At 63.6% G+C, this 15,889-nt stretch carries 14 protein-coding genes; 6 read left to right on the plus strand and 8 right to left on the minus strand.

All coding sequences use genetic code 11. The features are described 5' to 3' along the window. The first annotated feature begins 127 nt into the window (after window positions 1–127). Entirely contained in the window at window positions 128–2,080 is a 1,953-nt protein-coding gene (locus ACTJKT_RS15390; RefSeq protein ID WP_440787680.1) for an autotransporter domain-containing protein, read from the plus strand. Between the two features lie 171 nt (window positions 2,081–2,251). Here the strand turns inward: ACTJKT_RS15390 and ACTJKT_RS15395 are convergent, their stop codons facing one another. From ACTJKT_RS15395 to ACTJKT_RS15410, 4 genes are all read right to left on the minus strand, one after another. Beyond that, on the minus strand, window positions 2,252–3,169 hold the full coding sequence (locus tag ACTJKT_RS15395) for an SdiA-regulated domain-containing protein (protein ID WP_440787681.1): 918 nt from the start codon (window positions 3,167–3,169) through the stop codon (window positions 2,252–2,254). A gap of 116 nt (window positions 3,170–3,285) precedes the next feature. Beyond that, a complete protein-coding gene (locus ACTJKT_RS15400) occupies window positions 3,286–4,215 on the minus strand; it encodes an SdiA-regulated domain-containing protein (protein WP_440787682.1) in 930 nt (309 codons plus the stop codon). A gap of 187 nt (window positions 4,216–4,402) precedes the next feature. Beyond that, on the minus strand, window positions 4,403–5,068 hold the full coding sequence (locus tag ACTJKT_RS15405) for a fumarylacetoacetate hydrolase family protein (RefSeq protein WP_028683527.1): 666 nt from the start codon (window positions 5,066–5,068) through the stop codon (window positions 4,403–4,405). Between the two features lie 55 nt (window positions 5,069–5,123). Then, window positions 5,124–6,518, minus strand: a complete 1,395-nt coding sequence (locus ACTJKT_RS15410) for an FAD-binding oxidoreductase (protein ID WP_440787683.1) — start codon at window positions 6,516–6,518, stop codon at window positions 5,124–5,126. A 204-nt stretch (window positions 6,519–6,722) separates the two neighbouring features. Between ACTJKT_RS15410 and serA the strand changes: the two genes are divergently transcribed. Continuing rightward, window positions 6,723–7,952, plus strand: a complete 1,230-nt coding sequence (gene serA, locus ACTJKT_RS15415; RefSeq protein WP_007932850.1) for a phosphoglycerate dehydrogenase — start codon at window positions 6,723–6,725, stop codon at window positions 7,950–7,952. Between the two features lie 106 nt (window positions 7,953–8,058). Here serA and ACTJKT_RS15420 read toward each other — a convergent pair whose 3' ends face one another. Further along, complete coding sequence (locus tag ACTJKT_RS15420) at window positions 8,059–8,496, minus strand: DUF4399 domain-containing protein (protein WP_044465626.1); 438 nt, start codon at window positions 8,494–8,496, stop codon at window positions 8,059–8,061. 133 nt (window positions 8,497–8,629) lie between these two features. Between ACTJKT_RS15420 and ACTJKT_RS15425 the strand changes: the two genes are divergently transcribed. After that, window positions 8,630–9,403 (plus strand): transporter substrate-binding domain-containing protein, encoded by a 774-nt coding sequence (locus tag ACTJKT_RS15425; RefSeq protein ID WP_440787684.1) that lies wholly within the window; start codon window positions 8,630–8,632, stop codon window positions 9,401–9,403. A 95-nt stretch (window positions 9,404–9,498) separates the two neighbouring features. Here the strand turns inward: ACTJKT_RS15425 and ACTJKT_RS15430 are convergent, their stop codons facing one another. After that, window positions 9,499–9,987 carry a DUF523 domain-containing protein gene (locus ACTJKT_RS15430; protein ID WP_440787685.1) on the minus strand — a complete coding sequence of 163 codons (489 nt, stop codon included), beginning with the start codon at window positions 9,985–9,987 and terminating at the stop codon, window positions 9,499–9,501. Between the two features lie 2 nt (window positions 9,988–9,989). After that, window positions 9,990–10,622 (minus strand): 2OG-Fe(II) oxygenase, encoded by a 633-nt coding sequence (locus ACTJKT_RS15435; protein WP_023967934.1) that lies wholly within the window; start codon window positions 10,620–10,622, stop codon window positions 9,990–9,992. A 172-nt stretch (window positions 10,623–10,794) separates the two neighbouring features. On the opposite strand from ACTJKT_RS15435, the gene ACTJKT_RS15440 reads away from it, so the two are divergent. Beyond that, window positions 10,795–11,547, plus strand: a complete 753-nt coding sequence (locus ACTJKT_RS15440; protein WP_025807116.1) for a DUF2059 domain-containing protein — start codon at window positions 10,795–10,797, stop codon at window positions 11,545–11,547. Window positions 11,548–11,695: 148 nt separating this feature from the next. Here the strand turns inward: ACTJKT_RS15440 and ACTJKT_RS15445 are convergent, their stop codons facing one another. After that, window positions 11,696–12,619 carry an alpha/beta hydrolase gene (locus ACTJKT_RS15445; RefSeq protein ID WP_440787686.1) on the minus strand — a complete coding sequence of 308 codons (924 nt, stop codon included), beginning with the start codon at window positions 12,617–12,619 and terminating at the stop codon, window positions 11,696–11,698. A 109-nt stretch (window positions 12,620–12,728) separates the two neighbouring features. On the opposite strand from ACTJKT_RS15445, the gene ACTJKT_RS15450 reads away from it, so the two are divergent. Both ACTJKT_RS15450 and ACTJKT_RS15455 read left to right on the plus strand, forming a co-directional pair. After that, window positions 12,729–13,307 (plus strand): DUF6436 domain-containing protein, encoded by a 579-nt coding sequence (locus ACTJKT_RS15450; RefSeq protein WP_440787687.1) that lies wholly within the window; start codon window positions 12,729–12,731, stop codon window positions 13,305–13,307. A gap of 107 nt (window positions 13,308–13,414) precedes the next feature. Next, on the plus strand, window positions 13,415–15,826 hold the full coding sequence (locus ACTJKT_RS15455; RefSeq protein WP_440787688.1) for a penicillin acylase family protein: 2,412 nt from the start codon (window positions 13,415–13,417) through the stop codon (window positions 15,824–15,826). The last annotated feature ends 63 nt before the right edge of the window (window positions 15,827–15,889 follow it).

Consider the following 15,889-nt stretch of genomic DNA (forward strand, 5'->3'; position numbering starts at 1 on the left):
ATCAAATCCGTTACAAATTACCGCCAGGCGACGTTCGGTTTAAGCAATGCGCCAATACAGGGTCGCCCAAGGAAAGAGGCGCGCATTGTGCAACGGCCCCCGTTTTTCACCCCCAAGGAAGATCACCGTGCTCAAACCTCTCACGCTTGCTGTCAGTCTTGCCGGCGTTCTGCTGTCCACCCAGGCCCTCGCCTATGAATATGGCGAACACGCGGCCACCACCCTCGACAAACTGATCAACGACTACCCGGGCCGCTACCGCGGCACCAGCAACTTCGCCGGTGCCGCCGACTGGATGCAGAGCCAGATGGGCAGCGCCTACGACATCAGCCGCCAGGACTTTTCCTGGACTGCCGGTGGCAGCAGCCGCAGCTCGCAAAACGTGGTGGCCTACGCCGCCGGGAGCAAGCCGCAGTACGTGGTGGTCGGCGCGCACTTCGATACCTATTTCGGCCGCCCGACCCTGCAAGGCCTGGACGACAACGGTTCCGGCGCCAGCGTCCTGACCGAAATCGCCCGCAACCTCGGCGGGCTGCAGCTGGAAAACGGCTTGCAGGTGGTCGGCTTCGGTGCCGAGGAGGAAGGCCTGCGCGGCTCCAGGGCGTTCGTCGACGCCCTCAGCGCCAGCCAGCGCGCCAACATGTTGGCCATGATCAACCTCGACAGCCTGATCACCGGCGACATGATGTATGCCCATGCCGGCCAGAACAGCACCGCCAACCCGGCCCTGGCCTCGTTGCGCGAACACACCCTGCAGATCGCCAGGGAACTGCAGATCAATCTGTTCACCAACCCCGGCCTCGACCCGGCCTACCCCGCGGGCACCGGCTGCTGCAGCGATGGCGAAGCCTTCGAAGGGCTGAACATCCCGATTCTCTACATCGAGGCCACCAACTGGGAAATCGGCGACCTGGACGGCTACACCCAGACCACCAACCCGGCCATCCCCGGCGGCTCCACCTGGCACGATCCCGCCGAGGACAATAAGGCGGTGCTGACCAACGCCTTCGGCCAGGAGCGCATCGACCAGCGCCTGCGGGATTACTCGCGCCTGCTCAGCCGCCTGGTCCTGGAGCTGACCAACGCCGACCTGCTGGCCTCCACCGCTTCCGGCGGCGCCGTGGCGCGCAACCAGCAGGATCATCTGCAACGCCAGCATCAGGCCATGGTCCGGCTGCACGACCGGCGCTGGCTGACCCTGCAGGCGATGGGTCGGGAAGTCGGCAGTTTCGATGGCGAGATCGGCATCGACGGCGAATACAGCCCCGACAGCGGTTTCGACAGCGCGCCCAATCCCGAGGCGCGTCGGCTGGGGGTGCATGCCCTGGGCGACTACCAGCTCAATTCGAGCCTGAACCTCGGCGCCAGCCTCAGCTACCAGAACGGCCGCGACAAGCTCGAGCATCGCGGCAAGCTCGACAGCGACACCTGGCAGGCCGCGGTCTACGCCTTGCTCAATGACGGCGGCCCGCAATGGCTGGCCGGCGACCTGAGCGTCGGGCGCACAAGCTTCGAATCCAAGCGCAACCTGGTGATCCAGGCCAACGGTGGCCCGGTGCTGCTGAACCAGAAACTGACGGGCGATACCGACGCCCTGACCCTGGGCGCCCGCGTGCTCGGCGGTTACGACCTGGATTTCGGCGCGATCAAGAGCGGCCCCTTCGCCGGCCTGGATTACACCCACTACCGCATCGACCAGTTCCACGAGAAGCAGGACCTGCGCACGGCACTGAGTTATGAGGAGCAGTCATTCGATTCGCTGGAAGCCAGCCTCGGCTGGCGCGTTCGCGGTGCCGTCGCCCTGCCCTACGGCATGAGCCTGTTGCCTTATGGCGACCTGGCCTGGGTCAAGGAATTGGGGGATGGCCGCCTGGACGACCTGGACCTGACCAGCCGCGCCGATGATCAGGTGCGCGTGGCCCGCCTGGGTGGCGTGGACAAGAGCTTCGGCCGCGCCCAGCTCGGCAGCCAGCTGGCGATCACGCCGCAGCTGGGACTGTACGCCGAGGTCAACGGCCGGATCGGTCACGCCGAAGGCAGCCAGACCGGCTATTCCCTCGGCGTGCAGTGGCAGTTTTAAGCGGTAGCCTATAGCCGGTCTTTGTAGCCGCTGCCGAGCCTGCGAGGCTGCGATCGAGGACGCAGTCCTCGCTGATCCGGGTACGCGAATTGCCTGACAGAATGGGTTGCCTGGTTTACGGCCGCTGCGCGCCCGGACGCAGCCTCGCGTTGCTCGGCAGCGGCTACAGGGCTACGGGGCTACCGCTGGTTTCTTGAAGACGTAGAACAGGTTCGGCTCACTGACCAGGTACAGGGTGCCGTCGTCGTCCATGGCAATGCCTTCGGCCTGCGGCACCGTGGCCTGCAAGCCTTGCCGGCCCTTGCGCAGCGACATGGTGCTCAGGGGCCGGCCATCCACATCCAGTTCCAGCACCAGCCACGACTCATCCGACAGCGCCAGCAGATGCCCGGTGCGCTCGTCGTATTGCAGGCTGGACAGGTCACGCACGAACAACCCGGCATCGCGCTTGGGGTTGTTGACCACATGCACCGCGTAGGACTTCTCCGGGTCGTAATGCGGGAAGCCCTTGACCTCGTAGATCAGCATCGGGTCGCGTTCCTTGGCGACGAACAGGCGCTTGCCCACCGAATCGTAGGCCAGACCTTCGAACCCCTTGTTGCCGCTCATGTGCACACCCAGGGTCATCTGCTCGGCGTCCGCGGCGTCGAGGAACACCGTGTCTTCCTGCAGATGAATCTTGATCAGCCGCTGCTGGCGCTCGTCGGTGATCACGTAGGTGTCGGCGCTGATGAACTCGACCGCTTCCGGATCGCCGAAACCGGTCAGGGCGATGCGGCGCAGAATGCGCCCGTCGAGCGACAGCTCGATCAGCTCGGAATTCTTGTTGGTCACGGTGAACAGGCTTTTGCGCACCGGGTCGTAGGTCAGCGCCGAGACGTCATCCAGGCCCTCGATCTTTTGCCCTTCGAGGGTCACCCGATAACCATCCAGGCCAATCGCGTCGGTGTTGACCGGCTGCGACATGACCCGCCAGTTGAACCACAGGCGCTCGAAGTAACGGTGGTGCTGCCCGGCAATGCCCAACAGCACCAGCAGGATAAAACACAGGAGGAGAAACAGCGGTTTGGGATAGGCGAGTCGACGCATGCTGGCAAGCTCAAATACAAATCAGGCGGATGAAATATCACAGCCGGATGAATTTAAACTTAATCGCAGCGGGCGTATGCCGGATTTATGGCCCTTTGCCGCCAGAAACTTCTGAATCAGTGCTTCTCAAAGCGATAGAACAGGTTGGGTTCGCTGACCATGTACAGGTTGCCCTGCTCATCCATGGCCACGCCCTCGGCCCGCGGAATGGTGTTTTTCAGGCCGTTGAAACCGCCCAGCAAGGTCATGAAGCTGACCTGCTCGCCGGTTTCGTCCAGCTCCAGCAACATGTGCGAATCGGCGGACAGCACCAGGGTGTGACCGGTGCGCGGGTCGATGCTCAGGGCGGACAGGTTGCGCAGGTCCAGCTCATCGCTTTCCAGTTTCTGCTTGTCGCCCTTGAGGGTCTGGCTACCGTCGCTGCTCCAGGTGAACAGCGCCGGTGGACGCTCCTCGCCCAGCAGCAACTGCTGCTTGCGCGGGTCCCAGGCCACGGCTTCGAACGCCTTGTTCTGGTCCTGCGAAGGCCCCAGGTCGTATTTCGGGAAATCGGAAATATTCAGCTCGCGGGTATTGGCATCCACCTTGACGATGGTCAGCAGGTGATCGCGCTCGTCGACAATCCCCAGAAGGCCGTTCTCCATGACCGTCACCCCTTCCGGGTTGCTCCAGCCCACCAGCGGCATCTTGCGCAGCACATCGCCCTGCAGGTTCAGCTCGACCAGGAAGGGGTTCTTGCCCATCACCGAAAACAGGGTCTTGGTCTGCGGGTTGTAGGCCAGATCGGAGGCCTCGTCCTTCTCCATGCCCGGCAGCGCCTTGGCATCGATCACCGCGCGGTAATCCGGCAGCCAGACACTTTCCTGGCGTTCGGCCGGGGTTTCGAAACGCTCCAGCACCCAGAGCAGGCCACGGTCGTCCCAGTGCATGGCGATCGCAATGCCATACATCACCACGCCCGACAGCAACAGCCAGGAATACCAGCGCATGGCGAACAAACCGCGACGGCGAACAGTTTGAAGCTCGGGGGTGTGAGGCATGGACATGGGGAGCGTTCCAGAAAACCAGCTATGGGTAATAGCACATCGGGGCAGACTCAGACGTCTGTAATCAGAAAATTATCCAGAACGGATGTGAAAAAAACGGCAAAACGTCTGAAATGTCCCAGGGATCAGCACTTTCGCCGAAGAGGCCCGCCCATTGCAGGCAAGCCTCACGCCAGAAACCGCTGGATCAGCTAACGCGACTTTCGAAGCGGCTGACGCCCGGCAGTTCCAGCACCAGCTCATCGCCGACGTTCAGCGGACCGACGCCCACCGGAGTGCCGGTGAGGATCACGTCGCCCGCCTGCAGGGAGAAGCAGCCGGCCATGTACTGGATCATCGGTACGATCGGGTTGAGCATGATGCTGCTGTTGCCGTCCTGACGGACCTCGCCGTTGATGGTCAGGCGAATATTGATGTCGGTCAGGTCCGGGAAGGTGCTGCCGACCACAAAGGGCGCCAGCACGCAGGCGCCGTCGAAGCACTTGGAGATTTCCCAGGGCAGCCCCTTGGCCTTGAGCTCGGCCTGCTTGTCGCGCAGGGTCAGGTCCAGGGCCGGGGCGAAACCGGAGATGGCATCCAGCACTTCTTCGCGGCTGGGCTTGGTCGACAGCGGCTTGCCGATCAATACCGCGATTTCCGCCTCGTAATGCACGGAGCCACGCTCGGTGGGGATGGCAAAGCCGCCTTCCAGTGGCACCACGCAACTGCCCGGCTTGATAAACAGCAGCGGCTCGGTCGGCACCGGATTGTCCAGTTCCTTGGCGTGCTCGGCATAGTTACGCCCGATGCACACGATCTTGCCGACCGGGAAATGAATACGGGTACCGTCGACATACTGGTGCTGATAGCTCATTACCGACTCCTGCTCGTTTGGTTCATCAGGTACCGCTGCTTGATTGACCCTGGGGTCAAACAGCGAAAATCTTGCCCGGGTTCATGATCCCGTTCGGGTCGAACACCGCCTTGACCGCCTTCATGTAGTCGATTTCCACCGGCGAACGGCTGTAGGTCAGGTAATCGCGCTTGGTCATGCCCACGCCGTGCTCGGCGGAAATCGAGCCGTTGTACTTCTCGACGGTTTCAAACACCCACTTGTTGACGGTGGCGCACTTGGCGAAGAACTCGTCCTTGCTCAGGTCGTCCGGCTTGAGGATGTTCAGGTGCAGGTTGCCGTCGCCGATGTGGCCATACCAGACCACTTCGAAGTCCGGGTAGTTTTCCGCAACGATCGCGTCAATATCCTTCAGGAAAGCCGGCACCTTCGACACGGTGACCGAAATGTCGTTCTTGTATGGGGTCCAGTGCGAGATGGTTTCGGAGATGTACTCGCGCAACTTCCACAGGTTCTGCAGTTGCTGCTCGCTCTGGCTCATCACGCCGTCCAGCACCCAGCCCTGCTCCACGCAGTGCTCGAAGGTGGCCAGGGCGTCGTTGGCCACGTCCTCGTTGCTGGCTTCGAACTCCAGCAGCACATAGAACGGGCAGTCGGTCTCGAACGGCGCCGGTACGTCACCGCGACCAAGGATCTTGGCCAGGGCCTTGTCGGAGAAAAATTCGAAGGCGGTCAGGTCGAGCTTGCCCTGGAAGGCATGCAGCACCGGCATGATCGAGTCGAAATCCGGAGTCCCGAGCACCATCGCCGTGAGGTTGTTCGGCGCGCGCTCCAGGCGCATGGTGGCCTCGACCACGAAGCCCAGGGTGCCCTCGGCGCCGATGAACAGCTGACGCAAGTCGTAGCCGGTGGCGTTCTTGACCAGGTCCTTGTTCAGCTCCAGCAGGTCGCCCTTGCCGGTGACCACCTTCATGCCGGCCACCCAGTTGCGGGTCATGCCGTAGCGAATCACCTTGATCCCGCCGGCATTGGTGGCGATATTGCCGCCAATCTGGCTGGAACCGGCGGAAGCGAAGTCCACCGGGTAATACAGGCCGTTTTCTTCGGCGCGGTTCTGCAGCTGCTCGGTCACCACGCCCGGCTGGCAGACCGCGGTGCGGTCGGTCAGGTTCAGGTCGAGGATCTGGTTCATGTAGTCGAAAGACACCACCACTTCGCCATTGGCCGCCACCGCGGCAGCCGACAGGCCGGTACGGCCGCCGGACGGCACCAGCGCGACCTTGTGCCGGTTGGCCCAGCGCACGATGGCCTGGACCTGCTCGATGGTCTTGGGAAAGACGATGGCGCTCGGCGCCGGGGCGAAGTGTTTGGTCCAGTCCTTGCCGTAAGCGTTGAGGGAGTCGGCATCGGTCAGGACCTTGCCCGCCTCGACCAGGGTCTTCAGCTCATCAATCAGCGCAGGATTGGTCATCGACAGAACTCTCGAACAATTCATGGTCATCCTGAGAACGCTTCACGTCGCAGGAACGAGTGTTTCGCGGGGTCCGTATGCTAGCATACGACCCCCCGCAGAATAGTGCCGAAGGGCGTTCTGCGGCGACGGCTTTCCTGCCGTCCGGGTCAGCATCTGTTGACCATTTCCTGCCATTTTTCTCCGGGACACAGGTTTACGCAGATGAGCAAGACTTCTCTCGATAAGAGCAAGATCAAGTTCCTTCTTCTCGAAGGCGTCCACCAATCGGCTGTCGACGTCCTCAAGGCCGCGGGCTACACCAGTATCGAGTACCTCACCGGTTCTCTGCCGGAAGCCCAGTTGAAGGAAAAGATCGCTGATGCGCACTTCATCGGCATTCGCTCCCGCACCCAACTGACTGAAGAAATCTTCGATCACGCGAAGAAGCTCGTCGCTGTTGGCTGCTTCTGCATCGGCACCAACCAGGTCGACCTCGACGCGGCTCGCGAGCGCGGTATCGCGGTGTTCAACGCACCCTACTCCAACACCCGTTCCGTAGCCGAACTGGTGCTGGCCGAAGCGATCCTGCTGCTGCGCGGTATCCCAGAGAAGAACGCCTCCTGCCACCGTGGCGGCTGGATCAAGAGCGCGGCCAACTCCTTCGAGATCCGTGGCAAGAAGCTGGGCATCGTCGGCTACGGCTCGATCGGCACCCAACTGTCGGTCCTGGCCGAAGGCCTGGGGATGCAAGTGTTCTTCTACGACACCGTGACCAAGCTGCCACTGGGTAACGCCACCCAGGTCGGCAACCTGCACGAGCTGCTGGGCATGTCCGACATCGTCACCCTGCACGTTCCGGAAACCGCTGCCACCCAGTGGATGATCGGCGAGAAGGAAATCCGCGCCATCAAGAAGGGCGGCATCCTGATCAACGCCGCCCGCGGCACCGTGGTCGAGCTGGACCACCTGGCCGCAGCGATCAAGGACAAGCACCTGATCGGCGCCGCCATCGACGTGTTCCCGGTGGAGCCACGCTCCAACGACGAAGAGTTCGAAAGCCCGCTGCGTGGCCTGGACAACGTGATCCTGACCCCGCACATCGGCGGTTCGACTGCCGAGGCCCAGGCCAACATCGGCCTGGAAGTGGCGGAGAAGCTGGTCAAGTACAGCGACAACGGTACTTCGGTATCCTCCGTGAACTTCCCGGAAGTGGCCCTGCCGGCTCACCCTGGCAAGCACCGCCTGCTGCACATCCACGAGAACATCCCGGGTGTGATGAGCGAGATCAACAAGGTCTTCGCCGAAAACGGCATCAACATCTCCGGTCAGTTCCTGCAGACCAACGAGAAGGTTGGCTACGTGGTGATCGACGTCGACGCCGAATACTCGGAGCTGGCGCAAGAGAAGCTGCAACACGTCAACGGCACCATCCGCAGCCGCGTGCTGTTCTAAGCGCTCGCTGGCAATAAGAAAGGGAGGCCCTGGGGCCTCCCTTTTTTTTACAAGCAGTTTTATTTACCGGCAGTTTTATTTACCGGCAGCTTTGTTTGCCGCCCGCTTACTTGACGGTGATGGTGATCTTTTCCGAAACGATCGGCGGGTCGAACGGCACGTGGTTCTTGTCGCCCAGCTCCAGCTGCAGGGTGTGCTTGCCCGGGGCCAGGGTCAGTTCGGTTTCGGTCTGGGCCTTGCCGAAGTGGATGTGCTGGGCGTCGGCCGGGATCGGCATATTCTCGGCCGGCAGTTTGTCGACGTCGACCAGCAGGTGGTGGTGCCCGGTGTGCGGAGTCTGGTCGCCGGCGGGAGCCAGGGAGATGTCGCTGACGCCGAACTTGACCTTGAAGGTCTTGGCCACGGTATCGCCATTGACCGGGGTGACGATAAAGACAGAAGCGCCTTCCGGCGCCTTGGTGCGAGGAATATCCGCCGCAGAAGCCAACATCGAAGCCCCCAGCATCAGGCCGGCCAATGCAGCACGAGACATAAAGGTTTTCATTCTACTCTCCAGTTTTTCCGCAAAATCGGTACGGTTATGACAACTTCGTGGCATATCGTTGTCGAAGGGCAATCAACACCATAGCAAAGCGAGCCTGAACAGCGCATCGCACATACAAATTCAAGGAGTGACCATGCGTTTTCTGCCTGGCCTGATACTTTTGCTACCTCTTGTGAGCACTTACGCTCAAGCCGAACTGATCGACGAAGTGAATGACCGCGGGGAACTGCGTATCGCCCTGGAGGCCAACACCCCGCCCTTCAACTTCAAGGACGACGGCAAACTCACCGGCTTCGAAGTCGAACTGGGCCAACTGCTCGCTCGCGAGCTGGATGTGCGGGCGGACTTCGTGGTCACCGACGCCGCCGACCTGCTGCCAGGCGTCGAAAGCGGCCGCTACGACATCGCCATCAATCACATAGCAATGACTGCGGAACTCAAGGATCGTTTCGACTTCAGCGAGCCTTACAGTTATTCCAGCGCACAATTGATCGTACGCAAGGAAGAAAAGCGCGCGCTGGCCAGCCTGCAGGCGCTCCAGGGCCAGGCACTGGGCGTGGCCCAGGGCAGCCAGTTCGTCGAGCAGGCGCGCACCGTGGACGGCATCGACCTGCGCAGCTACCCGAACGCCCAGCAACCCATCAAGGATGTGGCGGAAAAGCAGCTCGACGCCGCCATCAGCGACCGCTTGCTGATCCCTTACGCCATTCGCGACAGCCGCCTGCCAGTGAAGGAAGGCGCCAAGGTCGGGCCGACCCTGAGCCTGGCGATCCCGTTCCAGAAAGGTAATCCGGCGTTCCAGGCGAGCCTCGACGGCGCGCTGCAGCGCATCAAGGCCGATGGCCGGCTGATGGCGTTGTCGGAAAAATGGTTCGGCATGGATGCGAGCAAGCCGCCCAAGCCTTGAGACTGTAGCCGCTGCCGCAGGCTGCGATCGGCCGGTACGGCCGCGATCTTGCGACCGCTGAGGTCCTTCGGACCTATCGCAGCCTTCGGCAGCGGCTACAGGGAGAGGGCGGCCAGGGCCGCGGCGGCCTCGGCCAGTTCCAGCTCGCTGAACACTTGCACCCCGGCCCGCTTGAGCAAGGCGGCGGTGACGCCCTCGCCGCTGACCTTGACCCCGCTGAAGCTGCCGTCGTAGGTCAGCAGGTTGCCGCAGGATGGGCTGTTGGCCTTGAGCACGGCGATGCGAATCCCATGCTCGCGCACCAGATCCAGCGCCTGCCGGGCACCGCTGAGGAACTCGGCGCTGACATCCTCACCCTCGGTAGTGATGACCTGCGCCAGGCCATCGAGCACTTCGCCGCCCTGGCCGCCGGGTATTTCCGCGGCCGCCCGTGGCGTCGGCAAGCCACCGGCGACTTCCGGGCAAAACGCGACCACCCGCCCTTCGGCCTGCCAGCTCGCCAGTTGCTCGAACGGCCCGCTGGCCGCGCCGTCGTAACGCACGCGGTGGCCCAGCAGGCAGCGACTGACCAGGATCTTGTGCATGATCAGAACGGCTCGTTGCCGCGACGGCGGAACCAGCCCGTCAAGGACAGGCGCTCCCGGGTCGCGGGCAGGACTTCGTGGGGCACCTCGCCGGAGAGGAACACCACCAGCCGGCCGCCGGCGGGATCCACGTCGTATTCGCTCTCGCCATCGAGGTACATGCGCAGTTGCCCGCCCTGCTCCGGCAGCCAGTCCTGGTTGAGGTAAATCACCGCCGACACCATGCGCCGGTCATCGTCGCGAAAACGGTCGACGTGCTTGAGGTAGAACGCCCCTGGCGGGTACAGGGCGAAATGGCTTTCGAAGTCTTCCAGGCCTAGGAACAGCCCGCGGTTCAGCGCCTCGCGCAGGCTGTCCATCAAGCCCAGGTAGGTATCGCAGCAGTCGGCCTGGCCGGGCTCGAGCCACTGGATGTGATCGCCACGGATCCCCTCGCGAATCTCCTGCGCCGGGCCACGGCCAACCGCCGCCGGCGCCAGCTCGCCTTCGGCCGCGCGCTTGCGGCACTCGGCCGCCAGTTCCAGGGTCAGGGCTTCTGGCAGGAAGATGTTCTGCTGCGACCAGCCACGGGTGGCCAGGTCATCGACAATGCGTAACAGCAGCGGGTGATCAGAGGGTATTTGCATGGCGCGCATAGTATCCACACCCAGATGAATCCGACAGATCCTCAAGATAATTCTGACCAAGCAGCTTGGCTGCTGTCTCTGTTCGTCGTTCGATCGGACAGTTTGCGTACTGAACCTGATACGAATTCTCGACAACCATCGCCTCGCCCCGGAGAATAGTGGGCTGCCGACAGGAGTCCTTATGCGCCGTTTGCTTTTTTCACTGTTGATGTTCTGTGTGTTGCCCGCCTGGGCAGACGGCCACGACCAGTTGTACAAGGTCGCCGGCTGGCCGGAACAACGCGCGCATTTCAACGATGCCCTCACCGCCGCCCAGCAGCGTTACCAGAATAGCCTGCCGCCAGCGGTCTATCAGGCGCTGGTCAATAACAGCAACCAGCGCTTTGCCCCGCAGGCCATGGACCGCCGTGCCCAGGCACAGTTGCGGCAGAACCTCGCCGACCCGAAGCCGGCCCTGAAGTTTTTCCAATCGCCGCTGGGGCGCAAGATCATCGCCGCCGAATTGCTGGCGACCCGCCGCGACCAACTGGCGAAGAATGCCCAGGGCTTGCCGAAGATGCAGGCCAGCGATACCCGTCAATTGATCATCGGTCACCTGGCCCAGGCGCTGCCGGCCCGTGAAGCCGGCGCGGAAGTCAGCCTGGCGATCGCCGGGGTGGCCGCCGACAGCCTGAGCCAGATGATCCCCGGCCTGCTGGGGGCCGGCCAGGCGCAGAACATGCTCAACGGCCAGCGCCAGCGGCTGATGGCGCAGATCGGCAACGACCTGAACAACACCCTGCTGTACGTCTATCGCGACCTGTCCGACCCCGAGCTGGAAGAGTTCGCCAACTTCGCCGAGTCCGCCGAAGGCAAGGCCTACTACCAAGCCGCCCTGGCCGCGATCCGCGCCGGGCTGGCTGTAGGCCAGAGCACTTCCAGCCTCGCACCCTAAGCGCCCCCCAAAAAACGCCGCCTAAACACTGCCTGTAGCCGCTGCCGTAGGCTGCGATCGACCGGTACGGTCGCGGCGATCTTGCGACCGCTGAGGTCCTGCGGACCTATCGCAGCCTGCGGCAGCGGCTACAAGTGCGTGAATCCGTTCAAAGATGCTGGTTCAGGAAAGCGAAGTATTCCTGGCGAATGCGCGCCGCTTCGTTCGCCAGGTGATGCCGCGCCTCGGGCAGCATCAGCACCTGGGGCTGCTGGAACTTCTGCTGGATCACCTGCAGGTTGTGCTGCCAATCCACCGTCATGTCCGCCTGCCCCTGAACGATCAGGGGCTGCCGGTTGCTGCGCGGGGCCAGCTCGATGCGCTTGATCCACTGCGCCAACGCCCCGACCCAGGCGGTCGGCAAGCGCAGGGGCTGCAACGGGTCGCGCTGCAGGAACGGCAGGAAATCGGGGTCGGTGGAGTTCTCGCTGAAGCGCCGGGCGATGCCTTTGACGAAGGGCCGAAGCATGTAATAGCTGAGCTTCGACCAGCCCCAGGCACGCGGGCGTACCAGCGGCGATAGCAGGATCACTTGGCCTTGGGCCGGGCTCTGGGCGCCCTGGTTGAGCAGGTGATCGATCACGATCGCGCCGCCCGTGCTTTGCCCGCACAGGTGCCAGGGCTGCGGCAGATCGAGAGACCGGGCCTCGTCGAACAAGCCTTGCAGCACCGCCTGGTACACCGCGAAATCATCGATGCTGGCGCGCTCGCCGCTGGACAGCCCATGACCCGGCAAGTCGCAGGCAATCACCACCCACTGCCGCTCCAGCGCCCATTCGATCACATGCCGGTACAAGCCCATGTGATCGTAGAAACCGTGCAGCAGAAACAAGGTCGCCACCGGCTGTTCGGGCCACCAGACCTGGCCGACCACCTCAAAACCGCCGACCGAAAAACGCCCCAGCCCACGCTTGACCGGCAGATCCAGCCCGTAGAAACGCTGATAGGCCTGGGCCTGGGCCGAGAGCGGCTGCGCCTCGGCCAGGGGCCGCAGGCTGGCGCGCAGAAGGTCGGGGTCGAAGGTCGCAGGCATAAGGGTTTTCCCAGGGTGGCGCGGAACGCGAAACAGGCTTTATCGGCCTGCGATATTCATCTGTCGGGGCAAGCATGGCAAGCTACGCGACCTTCGAGGAATGATCCGTATGCGTCTGCCCTACCGCACGACCCTGCTTGCCAGCCTGCTCGCCCTCCTGTGCGCCGGGGTGCTGTGGGTCGCCTACGACTGGTTCCAGGGACGTTTCCTGCGGACCTTCAGCGAACACACCGCGGTGTTTTCCGGCGACCCGCTGCAACTGCCTCCCGGCCTCGCCGGCGAAGGCGCCATCCGCCTAGTGCACTTCTGGGACCCGGCCTGCCCGTGCAATGTCGGCAACCAGCAGCACCTGGCCGAGCTGATCGAGCATTACGGCCCGCAGGGCGTGGAGTTCTACTCGGTACAGAAGGCCGGCAGCCACGGCCAGTTGCCCGCCACCCTGAGCCGCCTGAAAGTCCTCGACGGCCTGCCCGGCTCGGAGCAGATCCCCGCCAGCCCGGCCGTGGCGATCTGGGACCGCAACGGCACCCTGGCCTACTTCGGCCCCTACAGCGAAGGCCTGACCTGCAACTCCAGCAACAGCTTTATCGAACCTATCCTCCAGGCCCTGCACGAAGGCCGCGCAGTGAACGCCACCCACACCTTGGCGGTGGGCTGTTATTGTCCATGGCCGAAACAGACGGATTAAGGCATTCCTGACTTTTCGCAGACAACGGATGCCCGGCACAGAAGGCCTGTGCTAAATGTTTGCCTTCCCCCACGGCAGGCAAACCGCAGAAAGAACAAGGAGTCACCATGAAACGCAGCCTGACCGTACTCGCCGTCCTGATCCTCGCCCTCGCCGCGGGAGGGGGCTGGTACCTGTACAGCAAGCAGCCGTCGCGCCAGGGCCAGGTCGAGCTGGAGCGCCTGCAGGGCTCGGTCACGGTGCGTTACGACGAACGCGGCGTGCCGCATATCCGCGCGGAAAACGAAACCGACCTGTACCGCGCGCTGGGCTACGTCCACGCCCAGGACCGGCTGTTCCAGATGGAAGTCATGCGGCGCCTGGCCCGCGGTGAACTGGCCGAGATACTTGGCCCCAAACTGCTCGACACCGACAAACTGTTCCGCAGCCTGCGCATCCGCGAGCGCGCCGACAGCTACGTCGCCGGGCTGGATCGCCAGTCCCCTGCCTGGAAGGGCCTGCAAGCCTACCTGGACGGGGTCAACCAGTATCAGAACAGCCACCCGCAACCGATCGAGTTCGACGTCCTCGGCATTCCCAAGCGCTCCTTCACCGCCGAAGACAGCATCAGCGTCGCCGGCTACATGGCCTACAGCTTCGCCGCGGCCTTCCGCACCGAGCCGCTGCTGACCTACGTGCGCGACCAGCTCGGCAGCGATTACCTGAAAGTCTTCGACCTCGACTGGCAGCCCAAGGGCGCCCTGGCCAAGGGCCGCGGCCCGCTGGCGCCAAGCCTGGCCGCCAGCGACTGGCAGGACCTGGGCGCCATCGCCCGGCTGAGCGAACAGGCCCTGGCCGACGCCGGCCTGCCGCAATTCGAGGGCAGCAACGCCTGGGCGATATCCGGCACCCGCACCAAGAGCGGCAAGCCGTTGCTGGCCGGCGACCCGCACATCCGCTTCGCGGTGCCGTCGGTATGGTACGAGGCCCAGCTGTCGGCGCCGGGCTTCGAACTCTACGGTCATCACCAGGCGCTGGTGCCCTTTGCCTTTCTCGGCCACAACCTGGACTTCGGCTGGAGCCTGACCATGTTCCAGAACGACGACCTGGACCTGATCGCCGAGAAGGTCAACCCGAACAATGCCAACCAGGTCTGGTACCGCGGCAAGTGGGTCGACCTGGTCAACAGCGAGCAGCAGATCGCGGTGAAGGGCCAGCCGCCGGTCACCCAGATCCTGCGCCAGTCGCCCCACGGGCCGATCATCAACGACGTGCTCGGGGCCAATGCCGGCAAGACGCCGATCGCCATGTGGTGGGCCTTCCTCGAGACGCCGAACCCGATCCTCGACGGTTTCTACCAGCTCAACCGTGCCGACACCCTGGCCAAGGCCCGCAGCGCCGCGTCCAAGGTCCAGGCGCCGGGCTTGAACATCGTCTGGGCCAATGCCAAGGGCGATATCGGCTGGTGGGCCGCGGCGCTGTTGCCCAAGCGCCCGATCGGCGCCAAGGGCGCGTTCATCCTCGACGGCAGCACCTCGCTGGCGGACAAAGAGGGCTTCTACCCGTTCAGCGCCAACCCGCAGGAAGAAAACCCGGCGCGCGGCTATATCGTTTCGGCCAACTTCCAGCCAGTCTCGCCTACCGGCATGGAGATTCCCGGCTACTACAACCTCGCCGACCGCGGCCAGCAACTGGACCGCCAGCTCAGCGACAAGAGCCTGAAGTGGGATATCGAAGCCAGCCAGAAGCTCCAGCTGGGCACCACCACCGCCTACGGTCCGCGCCTACTGGCGCCGCTGCTGCCGGTGTTGCGCGAGGTGGTGAGCGACCCGCGGGAGCTCAAGCTGGTGGAACAACTGGCGCAGTGGAAAGGCGACTACCCGCTGGATTCCACCAGCGCCACCCTGTTCAACCAGTTCCTGTTCGACCTGACCGACGCGGCCTTTCACGACGAGTTGGGCGACGCCTTCTTCGACACCCTGCTGTCCACCCGGGTGATCGACGCCACGCTGCCACGCCTGGCCGCCTCCGCCGACTCACCGTGGTGGGACAACCGCAACACCCTGGGCCAGGAAAGCCGCGCCGACACGGTCAGGGCCGCCTGGCGCGCCAGCATCAATCATCTCAAGGCAACCTTTGGCGACGACCCGGCGAAATGGCTGTGGGGCCAGGCGCATACCCTGACCCATAGCCATCCGCTGGGCCTGCAGAAGCCCCTGGACCGGCTCTTCAACGTCGGCCCATTCGCCGCGCCGGGCACCCACGAGGTGCCGAACAACCAGTCGGCGAAGATCGGCCCGGCGCCCTGGCCGGTGACCTACGGCCCTTCGACCCGACGCCTGATCGACTTCGCCGACCCGGCCCACAGCCTGACCATCAACCCGGTCGGGCAAAGCGGCGTGCTGTTCGACAAGCACTATCAGGATCAGGCCGAGGCCTATATCGAAGGGGTGTACCAGCAGGCGCACTTCAACGAAGAAGAAGTCACGGCCAATACCCACAGCACCCTGAAGCTGTTGCCGGCGCGGACGGCGCAGTAAGCCACAGGAGCCCGCTGGCTGGCGGTCCAGCGGGTTGTGTCAGCGGCGCCGTCTCGCGAGCAA

The sequence above is a fragment of the Pseudomonas sp. 22526 genome (genome assembly GCF_052044735.1).
Lineage (GTDB): Bacteria > Pseudomonadota > Gammaproteobacteria > Pseudomonadales > Pseudomonadaceae > Aquipseudomonas > Aquipseudomonas piscium.

What these genes read in the sequence shown, in the direction of transcription:
- ACTJKT_RS15395 (WP_440787681.1), bottom strand. Translation starts at nt 3,169, where the DNA reads ATGCGTCGACTCGCCTATCCCAAACCGCTGTTTCTCCTCCTGTGTTTT.
- ACTJKT_RS15400 (WP_440787682.1), bottom strand. Translation starts at nt 4,215, where the DNA reads ATGTCCATGCCTCACACCCCCGAGCTTCAAACTGTTCGCCGTCGCGGT.
- ACTJKT_RS15405 (WP_028683527.1), bottom strand. Translation starts at nt 5,068, where the DNA reads ATGAGCTATCAGCACCAGTATGTCGACGGTACCCGTATTCATTTCCCG.
- ACTJKT_RS15410 (WP_440787683.1), bottom strand. Translation starts at nt 6,518, where the DNA reads ATGACCAATCCTGCGCTGATTGATGAGCTGAAGACCCTGGTCGAGGCG.
- serA (WP_007932850.1), top strand. Translation starts at nt 6,723, where the DNA reads ATGAGCAAGACTTCTCTCGATAAGAGCAAGATCAAGTTCCTTCTTCTC.
- ACTJKT_RS15420 (WP_044465626.1), bottom strand. Translation starts at nt 8,496, where the DNA reads ATGAAAACCTTTATGTCTCGTGCTGCATTGGCCGGCCTGATGCTGGGG.
- ACTJKT_RS15425 (WP_440787684.1), top strand. Translation starts at nt 8,630, where the DNA reads ATGCGTTTTCTGCCTGGCCTGATACTTTTGCTACCTCTTGTGAGCACT.
- ACTJKT_RS15430 (WP_440787685.1), bottom strand. Translation starts at nt 9,987, where the DNA reads ATGCACAAGATCCTGGTCAGTCGCTGCCTGCTGGGCCACCGCGTGCGT.
- ACTJKT_RS15435 (WP_023967934.1), bottom strand. Translation starts at nt 10,622, where the DNA reads ATGCGCGCCATGCAAATACCCTCTGATCACCCGCTGCTGTTACGCATT.
- ACTJKT_RS15440 (WP_025807116.1), top strand. Translation starts at nt 10,795, where the DNA reads ATGCGCCGTTTGCTTTTTTCACTGTTGATGTTCTGTGTGTTGCCCGCC.
- ACTJKT_RS15445 (WP_440787686.1), bottom strand. Translation starts at nt 12,619, where the DNA reads ATGCCTGCGACCTTCGACCCCGACCTTCTGCGCGCCAGCCTGCGGCCC.
- ACTJKT_RS15450 (WP_440787687.1), top strand. Translation starts at nt 12,729, where the DNA reads ATGCGTCTGCCCTACCGCACGACCCTGCTTGCCAGCCTGCTCGCCCTC.
- ACTJKT_RS15455 (WP_440787688.1), top strand. Translation starts at nt 13,415, where the DNA reads ATGAAACGCAGCCTGACCGTACTCGCCGTCCTGATCCTCGCCCTCGCC.